Source organism: uncultured Intestinimonas sp., assembly GCF_944387245.1.
Lineage (GTDB): Bacteria > Bacillota > Clostridia > Oscillospirales > Oscillospiraceae > Intestinimonas.
The window spans coordinates 1-26865 of record NZ_CALXEE010000024.1 but is presented as its reverse complement, the minus strand read 5'-3'; the positions used below and the strand labels follow the sequence as shown (position 1 = coordinate 26865).

Below are 26865 nucleotides of genomic sequence, written 5' to 3'. Positions count from 1 at the left end.
AAATGGCCTGCACCCTGGGGGTGCAGGCCATTTTTTATACTTTTTAGTAACAGGCGATGTTGCTGTCCGTGCGGGACTCGGTGCCGCCCACCAGCACGCCGTTGTCCAGCCGGACGATCATCTGGCCCCGGCCGAAGCTGGGGGTGGAGAGATCGGCCCGGATGTCGTGACCCATGCGCTGGAGCTTGCGGGCCATCTCCATGGAGAACCGGGTCTCCACGGTGACGGTGTTGTCCCGCATCCACTGCCAGCGGGGGGCGTCCAGGGCCTGCTGGGGGTCCAGGTGGAAGTCCACATAGTTCATGACCACCTGGACGTGGCCCTGGGGCTGCATGTAGCCGCCCATGACGCCGAAAGGACCCACCGCCTTGCCGTCCTTCATGAGGAAGCCGGGGATGATGGTGTGGTAGCTCCGCTTGCCGGGCTTGAGGGCGTTGGCATCCTTCTCGTCCAGGGAGAAGTCGTGGCCCCGGTTCTGGAGGGAGACGCCGGTGCCGGTGACCACCACGCCGGAGCCAAAACCCATGTAGTTGGACTGGATGAAGGAGACCATGTTGCCCTCCCCGTCGGCGCAGCAGAGGTAGACGGTGCCGCTCTTGGGGGGGATGGAGTGGGTATAGACCTGGGCGGTCTCCCCGATCTCGGCGGCGCGCTGGGCACCGTAGGCGGGGTCTAAGAGCCGGTGGTAGTCCAGCTCCATGTGGTCGGGGTCGGTGACATAGTGGAAGGCGTCGGCAAAGGCCATCTTCATGGCCTCCAGCTGGCGGTGGTAGGTGAGGGCACTCTCCTTCTCGGGGAAGTCAAACTCCTTGAGGATGTTGAGGGCCATGAGGGCCACGATGCCCTGGCCGTTGGGGGGAATCTCGCAGACCTGATAACCGTGGTAGTCCACCGTGATGGGCTCCACCCACTTGGGCTCATAGGCGGCCAGGTCCTCGTACCGCAGGTAGCCGCCGAACTGCTTGCTGTCGGCGTCGATCTTCTTGGCGATCTCCCCGGTATAGAAGGCGGCGGCGTCGGTCTCACCGATGGCCTCCAGGGTGTCGGCGTGGTTGGGCAGGCGGATCAGGTCCCCCGCCTCATAGGGCTTGCCCTCGGGGGTGAAGGTCTTGTACCACTCGTCAAAGACGGGACCGGTGCAGGTCTTTTGGAACTTGTCAAAGGCCCGCTTCCACATGACGGCCAGGTTGGGGGAGCAGGGGTAGCCCTCCCGGGCGTAGCGGACGGCGGGGGCCACGTTCTGGGCCAGGGTCCGGCGGCCGAAGCGGCGGGTCAGCTCGGCCCAGGCCTTGGGGGCGCCGGGTACCGTCACGGGGGTCCAGCCATAGGTGGGCATTTTGCCGTTTTCATCGCTGCCGTCGGCCAGCAGCTTCTCGATGGAGGCCGCCATGGGGGCGGGGCCGCTGGAGTTGAGGCCGTAGAGCTTCTGGTCCTTGGCCGACCACACCAGGGCGAAGGCGTCGGAGCCGATGCCGTTGGCGGAGGGCTCCACCACGGTGAGGGCGGCGGCGGCGGCCACGGCGGCATCCATGGCGTTGCCCCCGTTCCAGAGGGCCTCCAGACCGGCGGCGGCGGCCTGGGGACTGGAGCAGTTCACCATACCACCCCGGGCGTAGAGGGGGTAGCGCTGGGAGGTGTAGGGCTGGTAGACGGGGTCGAAGGGCGTGTACATGGGACAGCCTCCTTGTAAATTGTGATAATATGCCATTTCCTGGAGCGCTCTGCGCTCCAGGAAATGAAATGTGTCAAAAAATGTTCAGCGTTGTGTTCTATGGAAAAGCCTCGCAGAGTTCCGTCGTCCGCAGACGACGGAAAAACGTGCAGTTTGTTTTTCCCGGCGACATGTGCGTCGGGAAAAACACTGCTCAGGCCGCAAATGTGCGAGCGCAGCGAGTGCGATGCAGCGGCCTGCATCCCCTTCGAGCACGTGCTTGCACGTGCGAGAGAGTCTGTCGACTTTGTCGACAGACTCAATTTCCTGGAGCGCTTTGCGCTCCAGGAAATGAAAGTGGTCCTTATTTCTTGTCGTAGAGGTGGCAGGCCACGAAGTGGCCGGGCTCGTGCTCCACGATGGGGGGCTTCTCCTTGGTGCAGATGTCCATACACTTGGAGCAGCGGGTGTGGAAGGGGCAGCCCTTGGGAGGATTCATGGCGCTGGGCACGTCGCCCTCCAGCACCGACTCGGTGGAGTGCTCCTGGCCGATCTTCAGCCGGGGCACGGCGGCCAGCAGGGAGTCGGTATAGGGGTGGAGGGGGTTGTGGAAGAGCTCCTTGCTCTCGGCCAGCTCGCAGACGTTGCCCAGGTACATGACCACGATCCGGTCGCAGAAGTGCTTGACCACGCCCAGGTCATGGGTGATGAAGAAGTAGGTGAGGTGCTTCTCCACGCTCAGCTCGTTGAGGAGCTGGAGGATCTGGGCCTGGACGGACACGTCCAGAGCGGAAACCGACTCGTCCAGCACCACGAACTTGGTGTCCAGGGCGATGGCGCGGGCGATGCCCACCCGCTGCTTCTGGCCGCCGGAGAGGGCGTGGGGATAGGAGTAGTAGTGCTCCCGCTTCAGGCCCACCTTTTCCAGCAGCTCCATCACCTTTTCCTTCCGCACATCGGCGGGGTAGTCGGTGTTGATGACGTAGACCTCTTCGATGGACTTGCCGATGGACTGCCGGGGGTCCAGACTGGCGGCGGGGTCCTGGAAGATCATCTGCATCTCCCGGCGCATATCCCGCATCTCTTCCTTGGTGAGCTTGCCCAGGTTGATGCCGGTCTCATAGTTGCCGTCCAGCTTGGTCTGGTAGGCGGGGTCCAGAGTGCGCTCGGTGATGGGGAGGATGTCCCTGCCGTGGTAGTCCTGCCAGGCCTTCACCCGGAAGCCCTTGGCGGCCTCCACGTGGCCCTGGGCCTCCTTATGGGCGGCCTCCATCTTCTCCTTGAGGGCGGCGTCGGCCTTGCCGGCCACCCGTCCCTCCTCGTACTGTTTCTCCAGCTCCCGGAACTTCCGGATGGCCTCGGAGGCCTGGGCGGTCTCCTTCTGGGCCTTGTCGTAGAGGGCCTGGATGGCGGGCAGGTCCTTGCAGAGAATGAGGGAACCCACGGTGCGGGAGCCCTCACGCAGCTGCCGGGAGGCGTCCTTCTTCAGCTCCTTGGACTTGAACTCCAGGGCGCTGAGCTTCTTCTGGAGGGCGGCCTCCTTCTTGACCTCCTTGTTGGAGCCCAGGGCGGAGAGGGCGTCGATCTCCTTTTTCAGGGCCTCCGCCTTCTTGTCCACCTCCAGGGACTTCTGATAGAACTCCCCGGCCTTCTTCTGGTACTCGGGCAGCTTGGCCACCTCTTTGGCCAGGTACTTGGGGCACATCTCGTCCCGGGTGCGGCCGTGGTAGATGCACGCGCCGCTGGTCTGGGGGTAGAGCTGGAGGATGACGCGGCCCAGGGTGGACTTGCCGCAGCCCGACTCGCCCACCACGCCGAACTTCTCCCCCTCGTAGATGGAGAAGGACACGTCCTCCAGGGCCTTGATGCTCACGCCCCGGCGGACGGGGAAGTATTTTTTCAGCTTCTTGAGCTCCAGAAGCACCTTTCTCTCGTCACTCATTTCCTGTGCTCCTCCTCCACTTTGTGGCAGCATACCAGATGGCCGGGCTCGATCTCCAGCTCGGCGGGGACCTCCGTCCGGCACCGCTCGGTGGCGTAGGGGCAGCGGGGGTGGAACCGGCAGCCGCCGATGTCCTCGGTGATGTTGGGGAAGGTGCCGGGGATGGGCTGGATGTCGAAGTCATCCTCGTCCACGTTGGGCACCGCCTTCATAAGGCCGATGGTGTAGGGGTGGAGGGGCTTTGCGAAGATGGTCTCGATGCTGCCCTCCTCCACCTTCCGGCCGGAGTAGAGAATGATGACCCGGTCGGCGATCTCGGCCACCACGCCCAGGTCGTGGGTGATGAAGAGGACGCCGGTGCTCACGTCCTTCTTGAGCTTGTTGAGGAGCACCAGCACCTGCTTCTGGATGGTCACGTCCAGGGCGGTGGTGGGCTCGTCGGCGATGAGCAGGCTGGGCTCCACCGCCATGACCATGGCGATCATGATGCGCTGCCGCAGGCCGCCGGAGAGCTGGAAGGGGTACTGCTTCATCCGGTCCTCCGGGTTGGCGATGCCCACCTTCTCCAGGTAGGTGACGGCCACCTTCCAGGCCTCCTCCTTGCTGAGCCCCTTGTGGAGGCGCAGGCCCTCGGTGAGCTGCCGGCCGATGGTCAGCAGGGGATTGAGGGCGGTCATGGGCTCCTGGAAGATCATGCCCATCTGCTTGCCCCGGAGCGCGTTGCGCTCCTTGGGGGACATGGTGGTAAGCTCCTGGCCGTTGAGCTTGATGCTGCCCGAGACCACACGGCCGTTGTTGGGCAGCAGGTCCATGATGGACAGGGTGGTGACGCTCTTGCCGCAGCCCGACTCGCCCACCATGCATACGGTCTCGTTCTCGTTGATGTCGAAGGAGATGCCCCGCAGCACCTCGTATTCCTTTTTGCCGATCCGGAAGGTGGTGACCAGATCCTTCACCTCAAGCACTTTTCCCATAGGAAGATCTGCCTCCTTGCTGTGTCCTAAGGTCTGGCCTCCGCCGGAGGCGGGGAACAGACCTTAAGACACATGTCCATATGTCTTAAGATCCGGTGGACCCGGCGGGCAGCCGCCCGCCGGGGACCGGGAGTATACGGATGATTTACGCGGCGTACTGGAAGTCGCAGATGTAGAAGGTGCCGCCGGCATCCAGAGTCACGTTGGTATAATCGTTGCTGTAGCAGAAGAGGTTGGTGGAGTTGTAGATGGGCTGGATGTAGGCCTCATCCTGGAGCACCGCGTTGCAGTTGAGGAGGTTCTCGGTACGCACGGCGGTGTCGGAGGTGGTCTTACTGGCGTCGATGTAGCTGTCCACCAGAGCCCAGTCCTCGGCGTTCAGGCGCACACGGCGGGAGCCGCTCACAGAGTGGAAGTTGGGCTCCATCAGCTCGGTGCCGTCGCGGGTCACGTTGGACCAGGCGGCCAGAGTGATGTCGTAGCGGTTATCCACCTGGCTCTCGGTGATCCAGGCAGACCAGTCCAGGGTCTCGATGTTCACGTTGTTGAAGCCGGCGTTGGTCAGGCTGGACTGGAAGTACTCGCCCATCTTGGAGTAGACGGGGGTGGAGGGCACCAGGAAGGTAATCTTCTCATCGGCCCAGCCGGGATGCTCGTCCAGGATGGCCTTGGCGCCCTCGGGATCGTAGGCGATGTTGTGCTCCTCGGCAGAGGGGTCATAGCCGAAGATCTTGGGGCCGATGACGGAGTTGGCCACCTCGGCGTAGCCCTGCATCATGTACTCCACATAGCCCTCCTTGTCGATGCCCTTGGCCAGAGCGACGCGGAAGTCCTTCTCGGCCATGATGGGGTTGACGGAGGAGTCACCGCGCATGGCCAGGTAGTAGATCTGGGCGGCCTCGGAGGTGGTGACGGTGAGGGCGGAGTTGTTCTCCACACGGGAGAGCTGCTCCACGCTGATCTTGGGCATGAAGTCGGCCTCGCCGGTCTCCATCCGGGACACGGCGGTGGACTCATCGGTGATGATGGTCATGGTCACGTCCTTGATGGCGGGTTTCTCGCCCCAGTACTCCTCATTCCGGGTCAGCACCACGTTGGAGCCGGACACAGAGGAGACGAACTTGTAGGGGCCGGTGCCGCAGGGGGCCACCATCAGGTCCTGGTTCTGCTGGGCGGTGGGGGAGACGATGGCGGAGTTGGTGTGGGCCAGCTTGGCGGTAAACACACCGTCCTCATAGAGGAGGTGGAACAGGATGGTGTAGTCGTCGGGGCACTCCATGGACTCGATGGAGCCGGCAATGGAGGCGCGGGAGGAGCCGAATTCAGGGTCCTTGATGAGGTCGAAGGTGTACTTCACGGCCTCGGAGTTGAAGGGGGTGCCATCGTGGAAGGTGACGCCCTCCCGCAGCTTCACGGTGACGGTGAGGCCGTCCTCGGAATACTGGGGCATATCGGCGGCCAGCAGAGGCACATACTCATCGGTCTCGGGATCGATGCGGTACAGGGTCTCATAGATCTGGGCGTTGACGTAGGTGGAGGCGGAGTCGTTGGTCCGCAGGGGGTCGAAACCGGTAAAGGCGGCGGTGAGGGCCACGTTGAACATCTTGCCGTCGGTAGCGGTGTCGCCGCTGCCGGAGGCGGAAGTCTCGGTGGCGGGGGTGGTGGTGCCGCTGCAGCCGGCCAGCAAAGAGACAGACAGGGCGCAGGCCGCGGTCAAGCTGAGCAGCTTTTTCCAGGATCTCATTTCTACTTTTCTCTCCTTTTGATTTTGTTATATGTCACCACAATGGGTGGGCATATCAACCTAAAAAGCGGGGAGATAGGGCTGCCGGAGCAGCACCGGTATCCTCCCCCATGTCAGGCGCCGCCTTTTCGAGGGGGGTCCTACGTGACAAAGTGGTTCCCGGCGGGCGGAGCGGCCCGCCGGGACCTGTCATACACCTGCGCGGTGCTCAGCTGGCGTACTGGAAGTCCTTCACATAGAAGGTGCCGCCGGGATCGCGGGTGATGTTGGTGTACTCGCTGCTGTAGCAGAAGAGGTTGGTGGAGTGGTAGATGGGCTGGACATAGGCCTCGTCCTGAAGCAGGTCGTTGCAGGCCACCAGATTCTCGGTACGCACCGCCAGGTCGGTGGTGGTCTTGCTGGCCTCGATGTAGCTGTCCACCAGGGCCCAGTCATCCTCATCCAGGCGCACGCGGCGCTGGCCGTTCACAGAGTGGAAGTTGGGCTCCATGAGCTCAGAGCCGTCGCGGGTCACGTTGGACCAGGCGGCCAGGGTGATGTCGAAGCGGTTGTCCACCTTGCTCTCGGTGAGCCAGGCGGACCAGTCGATGGTCTCGATGTTCACGTTGTTGAAGCCGGCATCGGTCAGGCTGGACTGGAAATACTCGCCCATCTTGGAGTAGGCGGGGGTGGAGGGCACCAGGAAGGTGATCTCCTCATCGGCCCAGCCGGGGTGCTCGTCCAGAATGGCCTTGGCGCCCTCGGGGTCGTAGGCGATGTTGTGGGTGGTGGCCTCCTCGTCGTAGCCCACGATCTTGGGCCCGATGATGGAGGTGGCCACGTCGGCGTAGCCCTGCATCATATACTCCACATAGCCTTCCTTGTCAATGCCCTTGGCCAGAGCGATGCGGAAGTCCTTCTCGGCCATGATGGGGTTGACGGAGGAGGTGCTGCGCATGGTCAGATAGTAGACCTGAGCGGCCTCGGAGGTGGCCACGGTGAGGGCGGAGTTGTTCTCCACACGGGAGAGCTGCTCCACACTGATGTTGGGCATGAAGTCGGCCTCGCCGGTCTCCATCCGGGACACGGCGGTGGACTCGTCAGAGATGATGGTCATGGTGATGTCCTTGATGGCGGGCAGGTCACCCCAATAGTCCTCGTTCCGGGTCAGCACCACGTTGGAGCCGGACACGGAGGAGACAAACTTGTAGGGACCGGTGCCGCAGGGCTGGGTCATCAGGTCCTGGTTCTGCTGGGCGGTGGGGGAGACGATGGCCGCATTGGTGTGGGCCAGCTTGGCCAGGAACACGCCGTCGTCATAGAGCAGGTGGAAGACGATGGTGTAGTCATCGGGGCACTCCATGGAGTCGATGGAGTTGGCGATAGAGGCGCGGGCGGAACCGAAGTCGGGGTCCTTGATGAGGTCGAAGGTGTACTTCACAGCCTCAGAGTTGAAGGGGGTTCCGTCGTGGAAGGTGACGCCCTCCCGCAGCTTGATGGTGACGGTGGTGCCGTCATCGGAGTACTCGGGCAGGTCGGCGGCCAGCAGAGGGGTGCTCTCGCCGGTCTCGGGGTCGATGCGGTAGAGGGTCTCGTAGATCTGGGCGTTGACGTAGGTGGAAGCCGAATCGTTGGTCCGCAGGGGGTCAAAACCAGTGAAGGGCGCAGTGAGTGCGATGTTGAACATCTCTCCTGCAGCGGCCTCATTGCCGCTTTCGGTACCGGCAGGCGCAGCAGAACTGGGGGTCGTCGTGCCGCTGCAACCAGCCAGCAGAGAGACAGACAGAACACAGGTCGCGCTGAGGGTAAGCAGCTTTTTCCATAACTTCATTTTTCTTCTCTCCTTTTGATTGGTTTTATATGACGCCGCCTTTGGCTGACATATCGGTTGGGAATCAGTCCTTCAGACTGGGGTCCAGGATGTCCCGGAGCTTGTCGCCCAGGATGTTGAAGCAGATCACCGTAATCATCACGGCGATGCCGGGGATGAAGATGAGGCTGGGGGCATCCCACAGGTACTGCTTGCCCGCGGCGATCATGCCGCCCCACTCGGGCTGGGGCGGGACCACGCCCATACCCAGATAGCTCAGGGTGGAGATCGAGATGATGGAGGTGGCCATACGCATGGTGGCGATGACGATGATGACGGGCAGGCAGTTCTTGAGGATGTGGATGAAGATGATGCGGGAGTCCTTGGCGCCCAGACTGCGGGTGGCCATGATGTAGTCCTCCTCCTTGACCTGGAGGACCTTGCCGCGGACCATCCGGGCAAAGCTGGGGATGGACCAGATGCTGATGGCCAGCATGGCGTTGAAGGTGTTGACGCCCAGCATGGCGATGATGAGCATAGCCAGCAGGATGCCGGGGAAGGTGAAGAGCAGGTCCATGACGCGCATGATGGGGTTATCCAGCCGCTTGTAGTAGCCGGCAAGCAATCCGCATACCACGCCCACCGCCAGGCCCATGGCGGTGGAGACAAAGCCCACCATCAGGGAGACCCGGCCGCCGTAGAGGAGGCGGGAGAGGACATCCCGGCCGTAGTCGTCGGTACCCAGGATGTGGCCGGGGACATACTGCTCGTTGGGATTATAGCCGGGGGCCTCGGGGGCGGAGACCACGGTCCACTGGGCCCAGAAGCCGGGCCGCAGGCGGATGGAGGGGTCCTGCTCGTCATAGCCGTAGGGGGCAATGACGGGGGCCAGAACCACCAGGACGATCTCCAGGATCAGAATGATAAAGCAAAGAGTGGCCAGCTTGTTCTGAAAGAGCTTTCGAAAGGCCACGCGGATGGGGTTTCCGTGTTTGTTGTCCATCGTGTGTGTCCCTCCTTATTCGTAGCTGATCCGCGGGTCGATGACGCAGTAGAGGATATCCACGATCAGGTTGATGACAATGAAGATCGTGGCAATGACCAGGACCGTGCTCTGGACCACAGGGTAGTTGCGGTTGTTGATGGCGGTGATGAGATAGGTGCCCACACCGTTGATGACAAAGACCTGTTCGGTGATGATGGCGCCGCCCAGCAGGCCGCCGAAGCTGGTGCCGAACTGGGTCACCAGGGGGATAAGGGCGTTGCGGAGGGCGTGGCCGAAGATGATGGTGCTCCTCTTCAGGCCCTTGCTCTTGGCGGTGCGGATGTAGTCGGACTGGAGCACGTCCAGCATGGCGGAGCGTCCGATGCGGGTAAAGCTGGCCACGGTGGCGGTGCTCAGGGCAATGGCGGGGAGGATGGCCTCCCGCAAGCCCGTGGGCGTCCAGAAGTAGTGGGTCATGCCGCCGGTGGGCAGCCAGCCCAGCTTTACCGCAAAGACATACATCAGCAGGGTGCCCAGCAGGAAGTTGGGGATGGAAATGCCCACCAGGGAGCCGGTGGTGAGGATGTTGTCGGTGAGCTTGTCCTTCTTCAGGGCGGTGATGATGCCGCAGGGGATGCCCACCAGAACCGCAATGATAATACTGGCGGTGGCCAGGTTGAGGGTGTTGGGCAGGCGGACCAGGATCTCATCCAGAATGGGCTGCCGGGTGGTGTAGGAGGTGCCCAGGTTCAGGGTGAGCAGATTCCTTAAATAAATGAAATACTGCACAAAGAAGGGCTTATCCAGACCCAGACTGGCCCGGACCACTTCGATGTCGGCATCGGTGGCACTGGGCCCGGCCACCATGGCCGCCGGGTCACCCGGAGCAATGTAAAGGCTGGCGAATACGATAAAGCTCATGCCCAGCAGCAGCAGGAACATCAGCAGGATCCGCTTGATGATGTATCTTCGCATGACGACGCCTCCCGAGAGATGAGCGCCCACGGTCCGTCCCTGGCGGTCAACCGTGCGGCAATAATTGCTTATAATGATAAATCGCGCAACAAAATTTTGCAACACTTTACAGTAGCATATTGTTAAAGTTTCTATTTTCTACAATTTCAGACTGACCACAATAAATATTTTTAGCAAATTAGCTTACAATTTGGAATTTTGTTTCATTTATTTTTCCGCTCTTGTGTCCATCGTTTAGAACTTTTTGACAAATTGGTCCTTCCAGAATAAGGCGTAAAACATTTATGATATTCTCAACGTTGGAAAGAACAGACCGTATTTTCCGTGGTCGAAAGGAGGCCCCCCATGGAGGCACTCAGACGTGAGGCACTGGATTTTATACGGATCTTCCAGAACATTTATCTGGAGCGGCAGGACATCCATGAACTACCCCAGAAAAATTGCAACGACCTGGCCATGCTGGAATGGGAGTTGGCCCAGTGCCAGAGCGCCGCTTTCCCTCAGGAATGACCGTCTGTGTGTACTTTTGGACCGTCTGTCCCCTTTTCGTGGACAGGCGGTCCTCTTTTTCGTATACTGAGGGTGAAAGGAGGGGGCTTTCATGGACGTAAAGGTACGCATTGACCCCGCCGCCCCAGTTCTCTCGGTGACCATCACCGCCCCCGCCATGACCGACGAGGTCCGGGCCCTGGCCGCCCGGCTCTCCAATCGGGACGCCCTCCTCATGGCCTGGGACGGGGAGACCGCCATCCCCCTCCGGGCGGAGGACATCCTCCGCTGCTACGGGGAGGATAAGGGGGTGAAGGTCCAGACCCTCCGGGGCGTCTACGACCTGCGGGAGCGGCTCTATGAGCTGGAGGGCAGGCTGGACCGGCACACCTTCGTCCGCATCTCCCACTCGGAGATCGTCAACCTCAAAAAGGTCACCGCCCTGGACCTCTCCCTCACCGGCACCATCCGCATAACTCTGGCCGGGGACACGGTGTGCTATGTCTCCCGGCGGTATGTGAAAAAAATCAAAGAGGCCCTGGGCCTCTGAAAGGAGGGATTACCGTGCTCTTTTCCGACAAAAGGCAGGCTGCCAAGCGCGGTCTGGCCGGCGGCGTCCTGGGGCTGGCCGGCTGCCTTCTCCTGGCCTTCCTCACCCAGCCCGGCGCCCTCTTCACCGGCTCCCTGCGCCTGGATTTCACCTTCTGCTACAACAGCCAGGTGCCTGAAACCCTGGGAGCGGCCCTGGGCCTGCTCCTCTGGTTCGCCTTCGGCGCCGAGATCGGCGTGGCCACCCTCCCCTTCGCCGACGATGGCCCCGCCCTGGTCCGCCGCACCTTTCTCCATTTCGCCGCCATGGCCGCCACCCTCTCCCTGTGGGTTCTCCTCAACTTTCAGGCCGCCCAAATCCCCTTTTTCCTTCTCCTCCTGGCCCTGGTCTATCTACTGATCTGGCTGGGACGCTGGGTAGGCTGGTACGCCGAGGTGGCCGCCATCCGGGAACGGCTGGGGCTCTCCCCAGGCCCCTCTCCCTTGAAGTGGAAGGAGACTCTGCCCTATGTCCCCTTGGCCCTCCTCCTCTGTTTTCTGCTCCCCGCCGGACTTTCCCTCTTTGACGCCCCCGATGTGCCGGTGCTCACCGGTCTTGTCTATCTCTACCTGCTCCTCCCCGTAGGCAGCTTCTGCTCCGGCCTCTCCCTGGCCCGGCGGAAGGGCTTCTGCCCCCTCTACCCCCCACTGTGCGCCCTCTGCTTCCTGGCCGCCGTCCCCCTGGTCTATAACACCAGCGCCCTCTCCTTCTGCGCCGTGACCCTCTGCGCCGCCGGGCTGGGGGAACTGACCGGCTGGTTATTGGCCCGGAGGAGGGGCAAGCGGAAATGAGACTCACCTTTCCATCCCCTCGTCCTGTGGTTCCGTGGGCGCGTCCAGGAGGCCGCACCCCATATATCTCTCCGGAAAAGATAAAACAGCGGGCGCTGCCGATGGCAGCGCCCGCTGTTCGTTCCCTATTTCATTGACCCATCGTCACCGGGCGCAGACGATGCCGTCTCTACCCAGTCCCAGAGCGGTACCAAAGTTCTTTTTGGTCCTTTTTCTTCCAAGAAAAAGGACTATTTGCCGACGCAGAAGCGGGAGAAGATACGCTCCACCACGTCCTCCCGGACCGCCCGGCCGGTGAGCTCGGCCAGGGCCTCCAGGGCTCCCTCCACGTCGGTGAGGACGGCGTCGGGGGTGACCCCGGCCAGGAGTCCCGTCTCGGCCTCCCGTAGGGCGGCCAGAGCCGCCCCGGCCGCCTGGGCCTGCCGGGCATTGGTGAGCATGGCCCCGGCCTCGCCGCCGCTCCCCTGGGGAAAGAGCCGGGCCACCGCCGCCCCCAGGTCCTCCAGCCCGGCCCCCGTTTTGGCGCTGAGCCGGACCACCGGCGACGCCTCCTCCCCGTGGACGGAAAAGCCCCGGTCCCGGCCCTGGGGCAGGTCGGCCTTGGTGAGCACCAGCACCACCCGCGGACAGTGGGCGGCAGCCTCCTCCCAAAGGGCCAGTTCGGCCGCCATACGGTCCGGGTCTGCCCCGGTGTCTGAGCCGTCCATGAGCACCAGGGCCAGCTCGGCCTCCGCCAGGGCCGCCCGGCTCCGCTCCACCCCCAGCCGCTCCACCGGGTCGTCGGTGTCCCGGAGCCCCGCCGTGTCGATGAGCCGCAGCAGCACACCCCCCACCACGCACCGCTCCTCCACCGTGTCCCGGGTGGTGCCGGGGATGTCGGTGACGATGGCCCGCTGGTAGCCCAGCAGGGCATTGAGCAGGGAGGACTTGCCCGCATTGGGCAGGCCTACGATGGCGCAGGGCACCCCCCGGGTCAAAAACTTCCCCCGGTCGTAGGTGGCCAGCAGGTCCTCCAGCCCCCGCTCCGCCGTCTCCAGAGCCTCCTCCAGCTCCTGGGCACGGAAGGGGTCGATGTCCTCGTCGGGGTAGTCCAGCACGGCGTGGAAGTGGGCCAGCAGGTCCACCAGACCGCTGTAAATACCCTCCACCCTCCGGGACAGGGCCCCGGTGAGCTGCCCCGCCGCCGTCCGGACGGCCTGGGGCGTCTCCGCCTCCAGCAGGTCGGCCGCCGCCTCGGCCTGGGTCAGGTCCAGCTTGCCATTGAGGAAAGCCCGCTGGGTAAACTCCCCCGGCCTGGCTGGCCGGGCCCCGGCGGCGTAGAGGGCCTCCAGGCCCAGGGAGAGGACCACCGGGGCCCCGTGACACTGGAGCTCCGCCGTGTCCTCCCCGGTGTAGCTGTGGGGGGCCCGGGACACCGTGGCCAGCACCTGGTCGATGACGTTCCCCTCCCTGTCCAACAGGGAGCCGTACACCAGACGCCGGTCCTCCGTACCGGTAAGGGACCTCCCGCTCCTGGCCCGGAAAACCTTGTCGGCACACTCCACCGCCCCCGGCCCCGACAGCCGCAGGACTCCGATGGCGGAAGGCACCGCCGGTGTGGAGATGGCCGCGATGAGCTCTGACATGATCCGAACCTCCCTTACATTTCCGTGTCTTTATGGCCTTTTGTAAATTTGGCGAAAATGCCGCGTAACTTCCCCTTGACAGTCGTTTTATGTCTACCCCTATGAATAATCCACTTTTCCACGTTTACATAAACATATGTGGATAACCCTGTGGAAAATGTGGAAAACCCTTGTGGAAAGCCGCTTTCTCTCTGGGGCGCATGTGGACTGCAAATGAATACCACCCGAATATTCAATGTAGAAAAAAGCGCCGCCGTTTGGCGGCGCTTCTGAGCCTGTCGGCAAATGCCGGCAGGCTCTCTCAAAAATGCAAGCATTTTTTGAAGAGATGCAGCTTGCGGACGACGGAACTCTGCGAGGCCCTCTCCCGCTTACGCTGGGCTTTGCTCCGGTTCCTGTCAGATCTGCCTCAGACCTTTTCCCGCAGACGCTGGGAGATCACCTGAGCCTCGTCGTCGCAAAGTCCGCACCGTTCAAAATGCCCTGCCGGGCATTTCTCACTCCGCTCCCTTGCTCCTCCTCTCCGGAGCAGACCCGCTGCGCTGGGCTCTGCTCCGGTTCCCGCCGCAGGCGGCGGGTTTTGTGCGGTTAGACCGCCTTAGACCTTCTCCCGCAGGCGCTGGGAGATCACCTGAGCCACCTTGACACCCGAGGCGCCCGCCTGGGCCAGGCCGCGGGTGATACCGGCGCCGTCGCCGATGGCGAACATGCCGGGCAGCTTGGTCTCCAGCTCAGGGGTGAGGGTGAGGCGGGAGGAGTAGAACTTCACCTCGGCGCCGTAGAGGAGGGTGTCATAGTTGGCGGTGCCGGGGGCGATCTTGTCCAGCTGGTAGATCATCTCGATGATGTCGTCCAGCTGCCGCTTGGGCAGAGCCAGGCTCAGGTCGCCGGGGACGGCGGCGGTGAGGGTGGGCCGGGTAAAGGATTTGCTCATCCGGTGGGCGTTGGTGCGCATGCCCTTCACCAGGTCGCCGAAGCGCTGGACCAGCACGCCGCCGGCCAGCATGTTGCTGAGGGAGGCAATGTGCTTGCCGTAGCGGTAGGGCTCGTTGAAGGGCTCGGTGAACCGGTTGGACACCAGCAGGGCGAAGTTGGTGTTCTCGCTCTGGAGGGCGGGGTCGGCGTAGGAGTGGCCATTCACCGTGTTGATGCCCTCCACATTCTCGGCCACCACGTGACCGTAGGGGTTCATGCAGAAGGTGCGGACCTGATCGCCGTACTGCTTGGTGCGGTAGACCAGCTTGGACTCGTAGACCACATTGGTGATGTGCTCAAAGACCCGGGCGGGCAGCTCCACCCGCACGCCGATGTCCACCTGGTTGTTGATGAGGGGGATGCCCAGGCGCTTGCACTCGTTGGCAAACCATTCGGCCCCGGAGCGGCCGGGGGCGGCGATGAGCCAGTCGCAGCACACATCCTCCCCCTTCTCCAGCCCCAGGCGGTAGCCGCCGTCGGCGGCGTCGATGGTCTTGACGGTGGTATTGAACCGGAACTCAATGCCCTTCTTCAGGTCCTCGTAGATGTTCTGCAGGATGAGCAGGTTCTTCTCGGTACCCAGGTGCTTGCACCGGGCCTGGAGCAGGTGGAGGTCGAACTCCAGGGCCTTCTTCTCCAGGGCCTTGGCCTCGGGGGTGGCGGTGGAGAACATCTCGGTGGTGGCACCGTGGGCCACATTGATGGAGTCCACATACTCGATGAGGTCCATGACCTCCTTGGCGTCCATGAAGTCGGTGAGCCAGCCGCCGAAGGCGGTGGTAAAGTTGAACTTGCCGTCGGAGAAGGCGCCGGCGCCGCCAAAGCCGCACATGGTGTCACAGACCTTGCACTGGATGCAGTCCTTCACCTTTCCCGCCACGATGGGGCAACTCCGGCTGTAAATGTCCCGGCCCTGCTCCAGGACCACCACCTTCAGTCCGGGGTTCTGTTTCATCAGCTCGTAACCTGCGTAGATACCGGCCTCTCCACAGCCAATGATGGCAACGTCGTATCTCTCGCTCATGATGTGCTCTTCTCCTTTGTCTGTTCTTTCCGTCCCATATCCATGGGGACATACTACTTCTAGTATAGTATATCATGTTTTGTCAAGTCTACGCCACTTCTCCGCAAAAAACGCCCCTCCCGTCAGGGAGGGGCGCTGAGCATGCTCAGGTGCTCGGAAACTTAAAAGGCGGTGCCCACGGCGGTCATGCCCTGGTCCAGGTCGGCCCGGTAGTCCGGGTCGGTGGGATTGAGACTGTTGATGACCACGCCGTCGCTGCCGTTTTTCGCGGTGGAGTGGAGGTACTTTCCCTCCCCCAGATACATGGCCACGTGGCCGGGGAAGAAGAGGAGGTCGCCGGGCTGCATATCTGCCCGGGGGATCTCGTGGACGGGGAAGCCCTCCACGATGTTGGCGTCCCGGTAGATGACCACCCCGTTGAGGAGGTAGCTCATGGACACCAGGCCCGAGCAGTCAATGCCCATGGGGGTCTTGCCGCCCCAGCGGTAGTGGGCACCCTGGTAGGTGAGGGCGGTCTCCACCACTGCCTTCCGCAGCTGTTCCGGGTCCTCAAACCGGGGTTTTTCGTAATATTCCCCAAGGAAACTACATTTCGTATAGCCCTCCCGGCCGTCAGGCAGCTCCACCCGGAGCCAGCCGTCGGCGTTGGGGGTACCCACCGGGGAGAGGATGGCACCCCGAGTGAGGGTGGCCAGGGGGAAGCAGGTTACGGCGGGGCCGGAGAGAACGTCGCAGATGCCCTTCAGCACCACCTGCTTGGGCCGCTCAGTCCAGCGGCGGACCAGGTGGTCGCCGGTGAGGACGTGCTCGGCCTGGAGGTAGCCCTCGTAGCGGTAGGGCACCCGGGCCAGGTACCAGCCGGGGCGGACCTCCTCCAGGAGCTCCACCACCATGCCGGCCAGGACCTCGTCGGCCCGCTCGCACTGGAGCTGGGGCCGGCTCATAAGGGGACAGACGGGTTCGATCACGATGGCTTTCATATCCGTTTAGCCTCCCGTGCAGAATGCCGGCGCCGGAGCGCCGTAGGTGTCGTAGATGGCCTTGCCCAGCCGGCCGATGAACTGTTTCTGGCGGTTGTCGCCCTCGGGGCTGGGGCCGTCCCAGGTGAAGATGCCCAGGAACCAGTCGCCGCCGGGCTGGAAGAAAACGCCGGCGTCGTGGCTGAGGTAGTCCAGGCCGCCGGTCTTGTGGGCGAAGTCCACGGGGTAGGGGTTATAGCGCAGGATGTCGTCCATGGACCGCTGGCGGCGGAGCATGTCCAGGGCCACGGCGGTGAGGGACTCGTTCAGGATCTCCCCCCGGCACAGCTTGCGGTAGAGGGCAAACTGGTCGGCGGCGGAGGTGTAGTTGTTCCGGCCGGCGGCGATGGCGTCCCAGTCCAGCATCTGCCGCTGGCACACCGTGTGCCGGAGACCCAGCACCTCCCGGGCGTAGGCGTTGATGGCGTCGTAGCCCACGGTGGAGATGACCCGATTGGTGGCGGTGTTGTCGCTCTCCACGATCATCCAGTAGAGGAGCTCCCACAGGGAGCGGCTGGTGGGGCCGTACTCAAAGACCTGGGAGTCCTCCAACAGCACCTCGGCGGGCAGGTCCAGGGTCTGCCCCAGGGAGAGCCGGCCCTGCCGCACCTCCTCCAGGGCGGCCAGGAGCACCGGTACCTTGATGGTGGAGGCCGACACCACCTGGGTGTCCGGCTCCAGGGCCCAGAGGACCTTGCCGCTCTCCACCTCGCCCACCAGCACGGCGGTCTTGCAGGGGAAGGCGGCGATCTCCTGTTTCAGATAGGTATCCAATGCTTGCTCCGTCATGACGGAAGCACCTCCAGTCGTCCGGTATCGGCGTCCATGGCGGCCATGGCGCCCAGGGGCAGGGACAGGTTGGGCAGGCTGTGGCCGCAGGCCAGGCCGGCTATGACCGGCTTGCCCGCGGGGACGATGAGCTCCCGGAAGACCTCCTCCAGGGTGAGGGACCGCTCCGGGTCCTCGGGTGGGCAGTCTGTCCAGTCCCCCAGGATCACCCCGGCGCAGTCCCGGAATTTTCCGGCGTTCCGGAGCTGGGTGAGCATGCCGTCGATGCGGTAGACCTTCTCCCCCACGTCCTCCAGGAAGAGGAGCTTTCCCTTCGTGTCGATCTCCCAGGGGGTACCCAGGGAGGCGGCCAGCAGGGACAGATTGCCGCCGCACAGCCGCCCCATGGCGCTGCCCGGGGAGAGGGCGGTGAGGGGCCGCCCGGCGGGGTTCTCCACCGGCCCGCCCAGGGAGCCGAAGAGACAGCGCCGCAGCCGGGACATGGTGAGCTCGTCCACCGGCTGGTAGTAGTCGGAGGCGGGCATGGGTGCGTGGAAGGTGACAAAGCCGCAGATCTGGTTGAAGGCGGTATGGAGGGCGGTAATGTCGCTGTACCCGGCGAAGAGCTTGGGGCGGCGGGCGATGGCGTCCAGGTCCAGCAGGGGGAGGAGACGGTGGGCTCCGTAGCCCCCCCGGAGGCAGAGCACTCCGTCGATGGAGTCATCGGCGAAGGCGGCCTGGAGGTCGGAGGCTCTTTGGACGTCGTCAGCGGCAAAGTAGCCATGGCGGCTGGTGGCGTAGCAGGAGGGGTAAGGCACCGGCTCCAGGCCCAAGGCCTTCACGGCGTCCTGGGCGGGCCCCAGCCGGTCGGCGGCCACGGCGGAGCTGGGGGCCACCAGGGCTACCCGGGCGCCGGGATAAAGGGGGTTGGGAACGATCATTTCCTGGTCACATCCAATATCTGGTGAAGTGGCAGCTTACAGCTTGGCCCGGTAGGCGTCCAGCTCGGCCCGGCTGCCCCGGACAAAGTGGCCGGACTCCACCTCCTCCCACAGGGGAGGATTCTGGTCGGAGTAGCCGTGACAGCTGGGGTCGTAGACCTCCAGCACCTTCTGCCGTTCAGAGATGGGGTCGGGCTGGGGAATGGCAGAGAGGAGGGCCCGGGTATAGGGGTGGAGGGGATGGGCAAAGAGCTGCTCGGTCTCGGCCAGCTCCTGGAGCTCTCCCTTGTAGATGACGGCGATGCGGTCGCAGATGAAGCGCATCACAGAGAGGTCATGGGCAATAAAAAGATAGGTGAGGCCCCGCTCCTTCTGGAGCTTGGACATGAGGTTGAGGACCTGGGCCCGGATGGAGACGTCCAGGGCGGAGATGGGCTCATCGGCGATGATGAACTCCGGGTCCAGGATCAGGGCCCGGGCGATGCCGATGCGCTGGCGCTGGCCGCCGGAGAACTCGTGGGGGAAGCGGCTGGCGAACTCGGGCAGGAGGCCCACGTCGCTGAGGGCCTTGGCCACCTTCTCCTCCCGCTGGGCCTGGGTGAGGTGGAGCTTCTGGGCATAGAGGCCCTCGGAGACGATGTAGTCCACCTTGGCCCGCTCGTTGAGGGAGGCCATGGGGTCCTGGAAGATCATCTGGATCTTCCGGGTAACAGTGCGGTCCACCTCGTGGCTCACTTTTCCGTTGATCTTCTCTCCCTGGAACCACACCTCGCCGCCGGAGGTGGGATGGATGCGGATGATGGCCCGGCCAATGGTGGTCTTGCCGGAGCCCGACTCACCCACCAGGCCGAAGGTCTCCCCCTTGTGGATCTGGAAGGAGACATGTTTCACGGCGTGGAAGGGCTTGCGGCGGGAGCCGAAGTCCACGCACAGGTCCTTGACGTCCAGCAGGACGTTGGCGTCAGGCTTGACCACGCAGACGCACCCCCTGTTCTCTGAGCTGTTTGATATGCTCCGGCGGCTCCACCTTGGGGGCCCTGGGGTCCAGGAGCCAGGTCCGGGCCTTGTGGGTGGGGCTGACCTCAAAGTAGGGAGGCCGCTCCACAAAATCGATCTTCAGGGCCTGGGGATTCCGGGGGGCAAAGGCGTCGCCCTTGACCTCGTTAAAGAGGTTGGCGGGCGCGCCGGCAATGGAGTAGAGGGGCTCCCCCTTGATGCCCAGCTGGGGCAGAGAGGACAGCAGCGCCCAGGTGTAGGGGTGACGGGGGTCGTAAAAGACCTCCTCACAGGTGCCGATCTCCACGATATCCCCGGCGTACATCACGGCGATGCGGTCGGCCACGTTGGCCACCACCCCCAGGTCGTGGGTGATGTAGATGGTGGTGAGGCCGTACTGCTTCTGAAGGGCTTTGATGAGCTCCAGGATCTGGGCCTGGATGGTCACATCCAGAGCGGTGGTGGGCTCGTCACAGATGAGAATCTTGGGCCGGCAGGCGATGGCGATGGCAATGACCACCCGCTGGCGCATGCCGCCGGAAAATTCATGGGGATACTGCTTGTAACGGCGCTCCGGATCGTCGATGCCCACATGGGTCAGGGTCTCCAGCACCACCTTCCGGGCCGCCTCGCCCTTGAGGCCCTGGTGGAGGACCACCGCCTCCTCGATCTGCTTGCCGATGGTCTTGAGGGGGTTGAGGGAGGTCATGGGGTCCTGGAGGACCATGGCGATCTCTTTGCCCCGGATGGCCTGCCACTCCTTTTCGGTGCGCAGCTTGGCCAGATCCATGCCGTTCTGATAATGAATCGTGCCGCTTTCAATGGTGCCGTTCTGATCGGTGAGACCCATAAAGGTCTTGGTAAAGACGCTCTTACCTGAGCCGGACTCGCCCACGATGGCCAGGGACTCCCCCTGATAGAGGTCCAGGGAGACGTCGCGGATGGCGTGCAGGGTGCGGCCCCGGAGGGTGAATTTCACATTCAGATCCCGGACCGACAAAATGACGTCATGTTCTTTTTGTTCCATCTGCACACCTCCTCAGCTGACGTGATTTTTCGGGTCCGCCGCGTCGGCAAAGGCGTTGCCGATGACATAGAAGCAGACGGTGACGAAGGACAGGGCCACACAGGGGATGATGAGCTGATAGCTCAGGGAGGGCGTGGTCATCAGGGCCTTACCGGCGATGATGAGGGTGCCCAGGGAGGGGGTATAGACGGGCAGGCCCAGGCCGATGTAGGTGAGAAAGACCTCGTCGGTGATGGCGGTGGGCACCGCCAGGGCGGCCCGGAGCATGATGATGGACACCAGATAGGGCAACAGGTTGCGGTAGACGATACGGGGCGTGCTGCTGCCCAGGCAGCGGGAGGCCAGGTTATAGTCCCGGTCCCGGATGATGACCACCTGGTTACGGACATACCGTGCCATCTTCAGCCACCCCACCAGGCACATGGACAGGATGATGGTGCTCATAGAGGGCCGCAGGATGTAGGAGATGAGGATGAGGATGATGGTCCGGGGTACATTGTCCACGATGTTGTAGGCAGAGGTGAGGAACTGATCCAGCCGGCGCACATAGCCCCACAGCACCCCGACGGTGATGCCGATGATACACTCGGAGAGGGCCACCACGAAGCCGATGAAGAGGCTGGTCCGGGTGGCGTACCAGGTCCGGGACCACAGGTCCTGGCCCAGGTTGTTGGTGCCCAGGATGAAGCCCTCTACCTCGCCGGGCTGCTTATTGGAGAGGGGCATGCCCGTCTCCTCGTTGTAAAAGATCTCGGTGGGGTCCTTCTGGTCGGGGAGGAAGGGCTGGATAAAGGTAAAGAGGAGCATGAGCCCCAGCAGGATGATGAGCAGGCGGGCGACCTTGTTGCGCCAGAAAATGCGCAGGGTGGAGCGCCAGTAAGAGTAGTTGGAGTAGCCTGTCCGCTCGGCGGCGGCGGCGTCATAGTCGGCCAGAGTAAAGAGCTGGGGGTCCAGGGCGTCGATCTCGGCCTGGGTGAGGCCTTTGGCCTTCTTCGCCAGGTCCTCCTCCAGAGAGGTGGCCAGCTTGTCCAGCTTGCGTTTTCCGATCTGCGGCATTTAGCGTCCCCCCCTTTCCTGACCCAGCTTGATGCGCGGGTCGGCCAATGTCATAAAGAAATCGCCCAGCAGCAGCCCCAGAATGCCCACGCTGGCAAAGATGAGCACCAAGGCCTGGACCATGGCGTTGTCCTGTCGCTTGATGACGTCCACCAACAGTCCGCCCATACCAGGCACCGAGAACAGGGACTCCACGTAAATGGAGCCGATGATGGTGTTCAGGAAGGAGGTGGGCAGCAGCTGGATGATGGGCACGAAGGCGTTGCGCAGGACGTGGTGGTACATGATGTCCCGGCGGGAGACGCCCTTGGCCATGGCCAGCTTCACATAGTCGGAGTTGAGCTGGTCCACCATATACCGGCGCATCCACATGGCGTACTCGGCAATGTTGGCCAGGGAGAGGCACAGGATGGGCAGAATCCAGCTGGTGGGGTCAGAGCGGCTGTATAGCATGGGCAGAGCCAGAGAACGGGAGCCCACCATCTGGATGACCAGATAGTAGACCACCACGGGCACAGCGTTGAGCAGCACGATGAAGCCGGTGCCCAGCTTGTCGGGCAGACGGCCCTTGTAGCGGCTCATGACCACACCAAGTGGAATGCCCACCACCAGGGAGAGGACCATGGCCATGCAGCCCAGGGTAAGGGAGACGGGAATCTTCCGGGCCAGGATCTCAGTGACGGGCACGTTGGGCTGGTAGATCCAGGAGGTGCCCAGGTCGCCGTGGAACAGGTCCCGATAGAACCGGAACAGCTGCACCGGCAGGGGATCGGTGAGTCCCAGGTTCTCCAGGCCGTTCTGAATCATCTCCGGGGTCATCTTGTCGAAGTTGGGGAAGTAGCCCTCAATGGGCATGAGGCGCATGAGGGAGAAGATGACAGCCGTGATGATGAAAAGTGCCACCACAGCGAAGGCCAGGCGTTTTAATATGTATTTCAGCATGGGGGCGCTCCTTTCGGGATACAGATTGTATGTTGAGACGAGAGCGCTGAAAACGCTCTCGTCTCAACATACAAAGCCCGGGCGGCGGGGGCGTGTCCGGAATGCGGACACGCCCCTCTTGCCCGGCGCGGGGGATCAGCTCTCAGCGGCAGCGGCCTCCAGGGCAGCCTGGCGGTCGGCCTCCCACTGATCATACTGGGCGTAGTACTCGTCCATGCTGATGGGGGTATCCAGCAGGTGGGCACCCTCATAGCGATAGCTGGACACGCCGAAGGGGGAGAAGGGCCGGTCGAAGACGGACAGGTCGGAGACCACGTAGCCGTTGTCGGCCTGGCGGTGGAAGGGGATGACGATAGCGTGGTTGATAAGGAAGGCCTCAGCGTTGGCAAAGGCGGTGTAGCGCTTCTCAATGTCCAGCTTCTCGTCCTTGCCCTCCTGGACCATCTTGATGTAGACGGTCTCAGGCGTACCGATGAACTTCTCCTCGTCGAAGACGCCGGCGGCCATATCCTCCTCGGTGTAGATGTAGCCGGTCAGCAGGTCAGACTGCGTGGTGAGCTCAGGCCAGCTGTAGGTGTAGCCCAGGCTCCAGGGGTCGGAGTAGGTCTCCGGGTCGGCGTAGTCAGGACCCCAGTTGCACAGCATCAGGGAGTACTCGCCGCTCTTACGGACCTCGGCCAGGAAGTTGGTGGAGGGGCCGGCCTCCACGGTGATGTCGATGTAGTCGGTGCCCAGCAGGCTCTCCAGCTGCTGCTCAATGATCTGGCAGCTCTCGCCCCAGTAGGGGGTGGCGGGGTTGTAGGGCATGAGGATCTTGATGGGGAAGGTGGCGCCGGCGGCGGTGAGCTCCTCCACGGCCTGCTCCTTATACTGCAGGGCCAGCTCCTCGTTGAAGGGATCGGTGTTGGAGATGGCGGCCAGATCGCCCATCTGGGTGTAATCCACGCCGTTGTAGTCCACGAAGCCCTCGGGGGTGATGGTGCGGATCAGGTTGGCCTCGGTGTTGTAGGGCTCGTAGGGGTACTCGGCCTTCTGACGGTCAATGCCGTGGGCGATGGAGAGGCGGAAGGCCTCGTTGTTGACGGCGATCTTCCAGTTGTCGGGCTCAAAGGCCTCGTCCATCTTGGGATCGAAGTTGAAGAGCCACCAGTAGGTGTAATAGGAGCTGCGGGTGGGACGAACCATATCCTTGGTGGTGTCGTCCTCCAGCCAGGCCTCCAGCAGCTCGGCGGGGATCTTGGCCTGGTCCACGGAGCCCTGCTTATACATGTCGGGGGCCAGCTTGTTGGCCTCGCTGTTGTAGGTGCGCTCGATGCGCTCGATGTAGACGTTGTCGGCGTTCCAGTAGTTGGGGTTCTTCACCCACAGCTGGTTCTCCTGGGGGTTGAACTCCTGGCAGATATAGGCGCCGTTGTAGAGCAGGGTGTCGGCGCTGGTACCGAAGCGGTCCCCGACCTCGGCCAGGAAGTCGGCGTTCACGGGCATAAAGCACACATAGCTGAGCATGGACAGGAAATAGGGGGTGGGGGCATTGAGGGTGTACTCCACCGTCATGTCATCCACTGCGCGGACACCGATCTCATTGGGGTCGGTAACGGCGCCGGAGTAGTACTCCTGGGCGTTCTTCACCACGCTGGAAACAATGTCGAAGGTCTTGGAGTCGTTGGCGGGGTCACAGACGTACTGGAGGCCGGTGACGAAGTCCTGGGCAGTGAGGTCGGCGTATTCGGAGCCATCACTGCGGTACCACTTCACCCCTTCCCGGAGGGTAAAGGTCCAGGTGAGGCCGTCCTCACTGGTGGTCCAGTCGGTGGCCAGACCTCCATGGGCCACGCCGAATTCGTCGTACTGGATCAGGGTGTCCACGAAGTTGGCGCACAGCTCAAATTCGGTGGCCTGAGAGGTCACCAGATAGTTGAGCGTGGTGGCCTCAGAGGCGTACAGCTCGCGGAAGGTGGTGGAGGCCTGGCTGTCTCCGCCTTCATCGCCGCCGCCACAGGCGGCCAGACTCAGGGTCATGGCGCCGGCCAGCAGGAGGGCCGTCCATCGGGTGGTTCTTTTCATGCTTTCTCCTTCTTTCCTTTTGATTTTGGGGCGGTCCGTCCGCCCGCTGGGTCCATCAAAAGCCGCCACGCGGCGCTGATGCGAAAAAAGAGAGCCCCTCTTTGGCTCAATGCCAGTCCTCACAGGGGACGTTGATCACGCCGATGCCGGGGTCGTCGCTCATGCGGATGACGGCCTCGTCAAAGACCGGCCCGCCGGCGAAGGGGTCCTCGGCACACAGGGAGGGCCCGTCCAGGTCGCAGCGGGTGATGACGCTCCGGCCCGCCGCCAGATGGGCGGCGGCGGCCACCGACAGCCGGGACTCCAGCATACAGCCGATCATGCACTCCACGCCGTAGATCTCGGCCACGTCGCAGATCTTCAGGGCCTGCCAGATGCCGCCGGTCTTCATGAGCTTAATATTGATAAGGTCGGCCGCCCCCCGGCGGATGATCTCCACCGCGTCGGCGGGGGAAAAGACCGACTCGTCAGCCAGAATGGGGGTCTGCACCCGGCTGGTCACATAGACCATGCCCTCCAGGTCGTGGGCGGGCACGGGCTGCTCCACCAGGTCGATGTCCAGTCCCTTGTCCTCCATGGCCGAGATGATGGCCACCGCCTCCTTGGCCCGCCAGCCCTGGTTGGCGTCCACCCGGAGCTTCACGTCGGGACCCACCGCGCCGCGGATGGCGGCCATCCGCTCCACATCGGCCTTGGGGTCCTTGCCCACCTTGATCTTCAGGATACGGTAGCCCCGCTCCACCGCCTCCAGGCTGTCTTTCACCATCTCCTCCACCGGGTTCACCGAGATGGTGAGGTCGGTCTCCAGCTCCCGCTGGGCGCCGCCCAGGGCCCGCCACACCGGGATGCCGTACCGCTTGCCCCAGAGGTCGTAGAGCGCCATGTCCACCGCCGCCTTGGCGGTGGTGTTCTTCACCATGCAGGCCTGGAGCTTTTTCATCACCCCGTCCAGGTCCTCCACCTCCATGCCCACCAGAGCGGGGCGGATGAAGTCGCGGACGGCGCACTCCACGGAGCCCATGGTGTCGCCGGTGATAACGGCGGTGGGGGGCGCCTCGCCGTAGCCCACCTGTCCGTCGTCGGCCACCACCATCACCACCACATCCTCCAGATGGGTGACGGTGCGCAGGGCCGTTTTGAAGGGGTGGCGCAGCGGCAGGGAAATGCGCCCGGTCCGTATATCCTGAATCACCATGGGTTATACCCCCTGAAATGAAATTTCATAATTTCCAAGTTTCATGATTTGAAAGTATATTTCACTCTGAGACTTCACTTAGGTGAATTGTACCATGTCTTTCCCTGCTTGTAAAGAGACAAACTGACCGCGACCAACCTCTCACCCCCACTTCAACTCCTGACACATGCAATTTTTACTTGGCAAAGCTGCATTGTTGGGCAGCCACCCCCCAAAAGGATTTTCTTCCAAGTTTTATAAAAGTCCTTTTTTTAGGACTTTTATTCTGGTAAGATAGAGGGACAGAGAGGAGGCGATGTCCGATGGCCAGAGGTGCGGGACAAAAGCAGAAGCTCCTGGTGCTCCAGCGGATGTTGCTGGAACACACGGATGAGGAGCATCCCTTGACCACCCAGGCGCTGATCGACGGTCTGGCGGCCCAGGGGATCCCGGCGGAGCGCAAGAGCATCTACGACGACATGGAGGTGCTGCGGCAGACCGGTCTGGACGTTCAGAGCCGCAAGGGAAAGGACCCGGGCTGGTTCGTGGGAGGCAGGGCCTTCCAGCTTCCGGAGCTCAAACTGCTGGTGGACGCGGTGCAGTCCTGCAAATTCATCACAAAACGGAAGAGTGACGACCTCATCCGCAAGCTGGAGGGCCTCACCAGCGTCCACCAGGCCCGGCAGCTCCAGCGACAGGTCTACGTGGACCGTCGGGTCAAGACCATGAACGAGAGCGTCTACTACTCCATTGACAAGCTCCACACCGCCCTGGCCGCCGGAAAGGCGGTGACCTTCCGCTACTTCGATTACGACGTGAAGAAGGAGAAGGTCTTTCGCCGGGGCGGCCGGCGGTACACCGTCTTTCCCCACGGTCTCATCTGGAACAGCGAAAATTACTACCTGGTGGGCTGGGACGGCGCCAAGAAGGAGGTCCGCCACTACCGGGTGGACAAGATGGCGGAGCTGGCCGTCACCTGCCTGAGGCTGGAGGAGGGGGAGGACCTGGACCGGTCCAGCTTCGACATGGCGGCCTATGCCGCCAAGCACTTCGGCATGTTCAGCGGCCGGGAGGGCAAGGTCCGCCTGCGCTGCGCCAACAGCATGGTGGGGGTGATGCTGGACCGATTTGGCCAGGAGGTCATTCTGGTCCCTGACGGCCCCGACCACTTCACCCTTACCGTGGACGCGGTGGTCTCCCCCCAGTTTTACGGCTGGCTCTTCGGCCTGGGAGAGGGGGTGGCCCTCACCGCCCCCGACTGGGCGGTGGAGGACTACCGGCAGCAGCTCCGGGCCGCCCTGGGGCAGGACCAATGAACAAAGGGC

General features: G+C 63.0%; 22 protein-coding genes. 4 read left to right on the top strand and 18 right to left on the bottom strand.

What is annotated here, in order from left to right; all coding sequences use genetic code 11:
• Window positions 1-43: 43 nt before the first annotated feature.
• The 7 genes from ggt to Q0K15_RS05045 all read right to left on the bottom strand — a co-directional run bounded on the left by ggt (window position 44) and on the right by Q0K15_RS05045 (window position 10060).
• Complete coding sequence (ggt, locus tag Q0K15_RS05075; RefSeq protein ID WP_294513233.1) at window positions 44-1672, bottom strand: gamma-glutamyltransferase; 1629 nt, start codon at window positions 1670-1672, stop codon at window positions 44-46.
• A 343-nt stretch (window positions 1673-2015) separates the two neighbouring features.
• Window positions 2016-3593 (bottom strand): oligopeptide/dipeptide ABC transporter ATP-binding protein, encoded by a 1578-nt coding sequence (locus Q0K15_RS05070; protein WP_294513230.1) that lies wholly within the window; start codon window positions 3591-3593, stop codon window positions 2016-2018.
• Window positions 3590-4567: an ABC transporter ATP-binding protein gene (locus Q0K15_RS05065; RefSeq protein WP_294513227.1), complete on the bottom strand. Its 978-nt coding sequence runs from the start codon at window positions 4565-4567 to the stop codon at window positions 3590-3592. The genes Q0K15_RS05070 and Q0K15_RS05065 overlap by 4 nt, the downstream gene beginning before the upstream one ends.
• Before the next feature lie 145 nt (window positions 4568-4712).
• The gene (locus Q0K15_RS05060) at window positions 4713-6311 is read right to left on the bottom strand and encodes an ABC transporter substrate-binding protein (RefSeq protein WP_294513224.1); all 1599 of its coding nucleotides are present in this window, start codon (window positions 6309-6311) and stop codon (window positions 4713-4715) included.
• A gap of 208 nt (window positions 6312-6519) precedes the next feature.
• Window positions 6520-8121, bottom strand: coding sequence for an ABC transporter substrate-binding protein (locus Q0K15_RS05055; protein WP_294513221.1), 1602 nt, complete (start codon window positions 8119-8121; stop codon window positions 6520-6522).
• Window positions 8122-8185: 64 nt separating this feature from the next.
• A complete protein-coding gene (locus Q0K15_RS05050) occupies window positions 8186-9103 on the bottom strand; it encodes an ABC transporter permease (RefSeq protein ID WP_294513217.1) in 918 nt (305 codons plus the stop codon).
• Between the two features lie 15 nt (window positions 9104-9118).
• On the bottom strand, window positions 9119-10060 hold the full coding sequence (locus tag Q0K15_RS05045; RefSeq protein ID WP_294513214.1) for an ABC transporter permease: 942 nt from the start codon (window positions 10058-10060) through the stop codon (window positions 9119-9121).
• Between the two features lie 345 nt (window positions 10061-10405).
• Here Q0K15_RS05045 and Q0K15_RS05040 point away from each other — a divergent pair, with 345 nt between their 5' ends.
• The 3 genes from Q0K15_RS05040 (at window position 10406) to Q0K15_RS05030 (ending at window position 11929) form a co-directional block, all read left to right on the top strand.
• A complete protein-coding gene (locus tag Q0K15_RS05040; RefSeq protein WP_294513211.1) occupies window positions 10406-10570 on the top strand; it encodes a hypothetical protein in 165 nt (54 codons plus the stop codon).
• Between the two features lie 91 nt (window positions 10571-10661).
• The gene (locus tag Q0K15_RS05035; protein ID WP_294513208.1) at window positions 10662-11099 is read left to right on the top strand and encodes a LytTR family DNA-binding domain-containing protein; all 438 of its coding nucleotides are present in this window, start codon (window positions 10662-10664) and stop codon (window positions 11097-11099) included.
• Between the two features lie 14 nt (window positions 11100-11113).
• Window positions 11114-11929, top strand: a complete 816-nt coding sequence (locus Q0K15_RS05030; protein WP_294513204.1) for a DUF3021 family protein — start codon at window positions 11114-11116, stop codon at window positions 11927-11929.
• Between the two features lie 230 nt (window positions 11930-12159).
• On the opposite strand, the gene mnmE is transcribed toward Q0K15_RS05030, so the two are convergent.
• The 11 genes from mnmE to Q0K15_RS04975 form a co-directional block, all read right to left on the bottom strand.
• Window positions 12160-13554, bottom strand: coding sequence for a tRNA uridine-5-carboxymethylaminomethyl(34) synthesis GTPase MnmE (gene mnmE / locus Q0K15_RS05025; RefSeq protein ID WP_294513201.1), 1395 nt, complete (start codon window positions 13552-13554; stop codon window positions 12160-12162).
• Window positions 13555-14152: 598 nt separating this feature from the next.
• Window positions 14153-15553 (bottom strand): NAD(P)/FAD-dependent oxidoreductase, encoded by a 1401-nt coding sequence (locus tag Q0K15_RS05020; protein WP_294513198.1) that lies wholly within the window; start codon window positions 15551-15553, stop codon window positions 14153-14155.
• Between the two features lie 161 nt (window positions 15554-15714).
• Window positions 15715-16533 (bottom strand): SH3 domain-containing C40 family peptidase, encoded by an 819-nt coding sequence (locus Q0K15_RS05015; RefSeq protein WP_294513195.1) that lies wholly within the window; start codon window positions 16531-16533, stop codon window positions 15715-15717.
• 6 nt (window positions 16534-16539) lie between these two features.
• Entirely contained in the window at window positions 16540-17361 is an 822-nt protein-coding gene (locus tag Q0K15_RS05010; RefSeq protein ID WP_294513192.1) for a serine hydrolase, read from the bottom strand.
• On the bottom strand, window positions 17358-18281 hold the full coding sequence (locus tag Q0K15_RS05005) for an LD-carboxypeptidase (RefSeq protein WP_294513189.1): 924 nt from the start codon (window positions 18279-18281) through the stop codon (window positions 17358-17360). Before Q0K15_RS05005 ends, Q0K15_RS05010 begins: the two co-directional genes overlap by 4 nt.
• 36 nt (window positions 18282-18317) lie before the next feature.
• Window positions 18318-19256 carry an ABC transporter ATP-binding protein gene (locus tag Q0K15_RS05000; RefSeq protein ID WP_294513186.1) on the bottom strand — a complete coding sequence of 313 codons (939 nt, stop codon included), beginning with the start codon at window positions 19254-19256 and terminating at the stop codon, window positions 18318-18320.
• A complete protein-coding gene (locus Q0K15_RS04995) occupies window positions 19243-20304 on the bottom strand; it encodes an ABC transporter ATP-binding protein (protein WP_294513182.1) in 1062 nt (353 codons plus the stop codon). The genes Q0K15_RS05000 and Q0K15_RS04995 overlap by 14 nt, the downstream gene beginning before the upstream one ends.
• Window positions 20305-20316: 12 nt before the next feature.
• Window positions 20317-21360: an ABC transporter permease gene (locus Q0K15_RS04990; RefSeq protein ID WP_294513179.1), complete on the bottom strand. Its 1044-nt coding sequence runs from the start codon at window positions 21358-21360 to the stop codon at window positions 20317-20319.
• Window positions 21361-22302 (bottom strand): ABC transporter permease, encoded by a 942-nt coding sequence (locus Q0K15_RS04985; protein ID WP_294513176.1) that lies wholly within the window; start codon window positions 22300-22302, stop codon window positions 21361-21363.
• Between the two features lie 135 nt (window positions 22303-22437).
• Window positions 22438-24366, bottom strand: a complete 1929-nt coding sequence (locus tag Q0K15_RS04980) for a peptide ABC transporter substrate-binding protein (RefSeq protein WP_294513173.1) — start codon at window positions 24364-24366, stop codon at window positions 22438-22440.
• Window positions 24367-24472: 106 nt separating this feature from the next.
• Window positions 24473-25561 (bottom strand): dipeptide epimerase, encoded by a 1089-nt coding sequence (locus Q0K15_RS04975; RefSeq protein WP_294513170.1) that lies wholly within the window; start codon window positions 25559-25561, stop codon window positions 24473-24475.
• 302 nt (window positions 25562-25863) lie between these two features.
• Between Q0K15_RS04975 and Q0K15_RS04970 the strand changes: the two genes are divergently transcribed.
• Entirely contained in the window at window positions 25864-26856 is a 993-nt protein-coding gene (locus tag Q0K15_RS04970; RefSeq protein WP_294513167.1) for a WYL domain-containing protein, read from the top strand.
• Window positions 26857-26865: the final 9 nt, after the last annotated feature.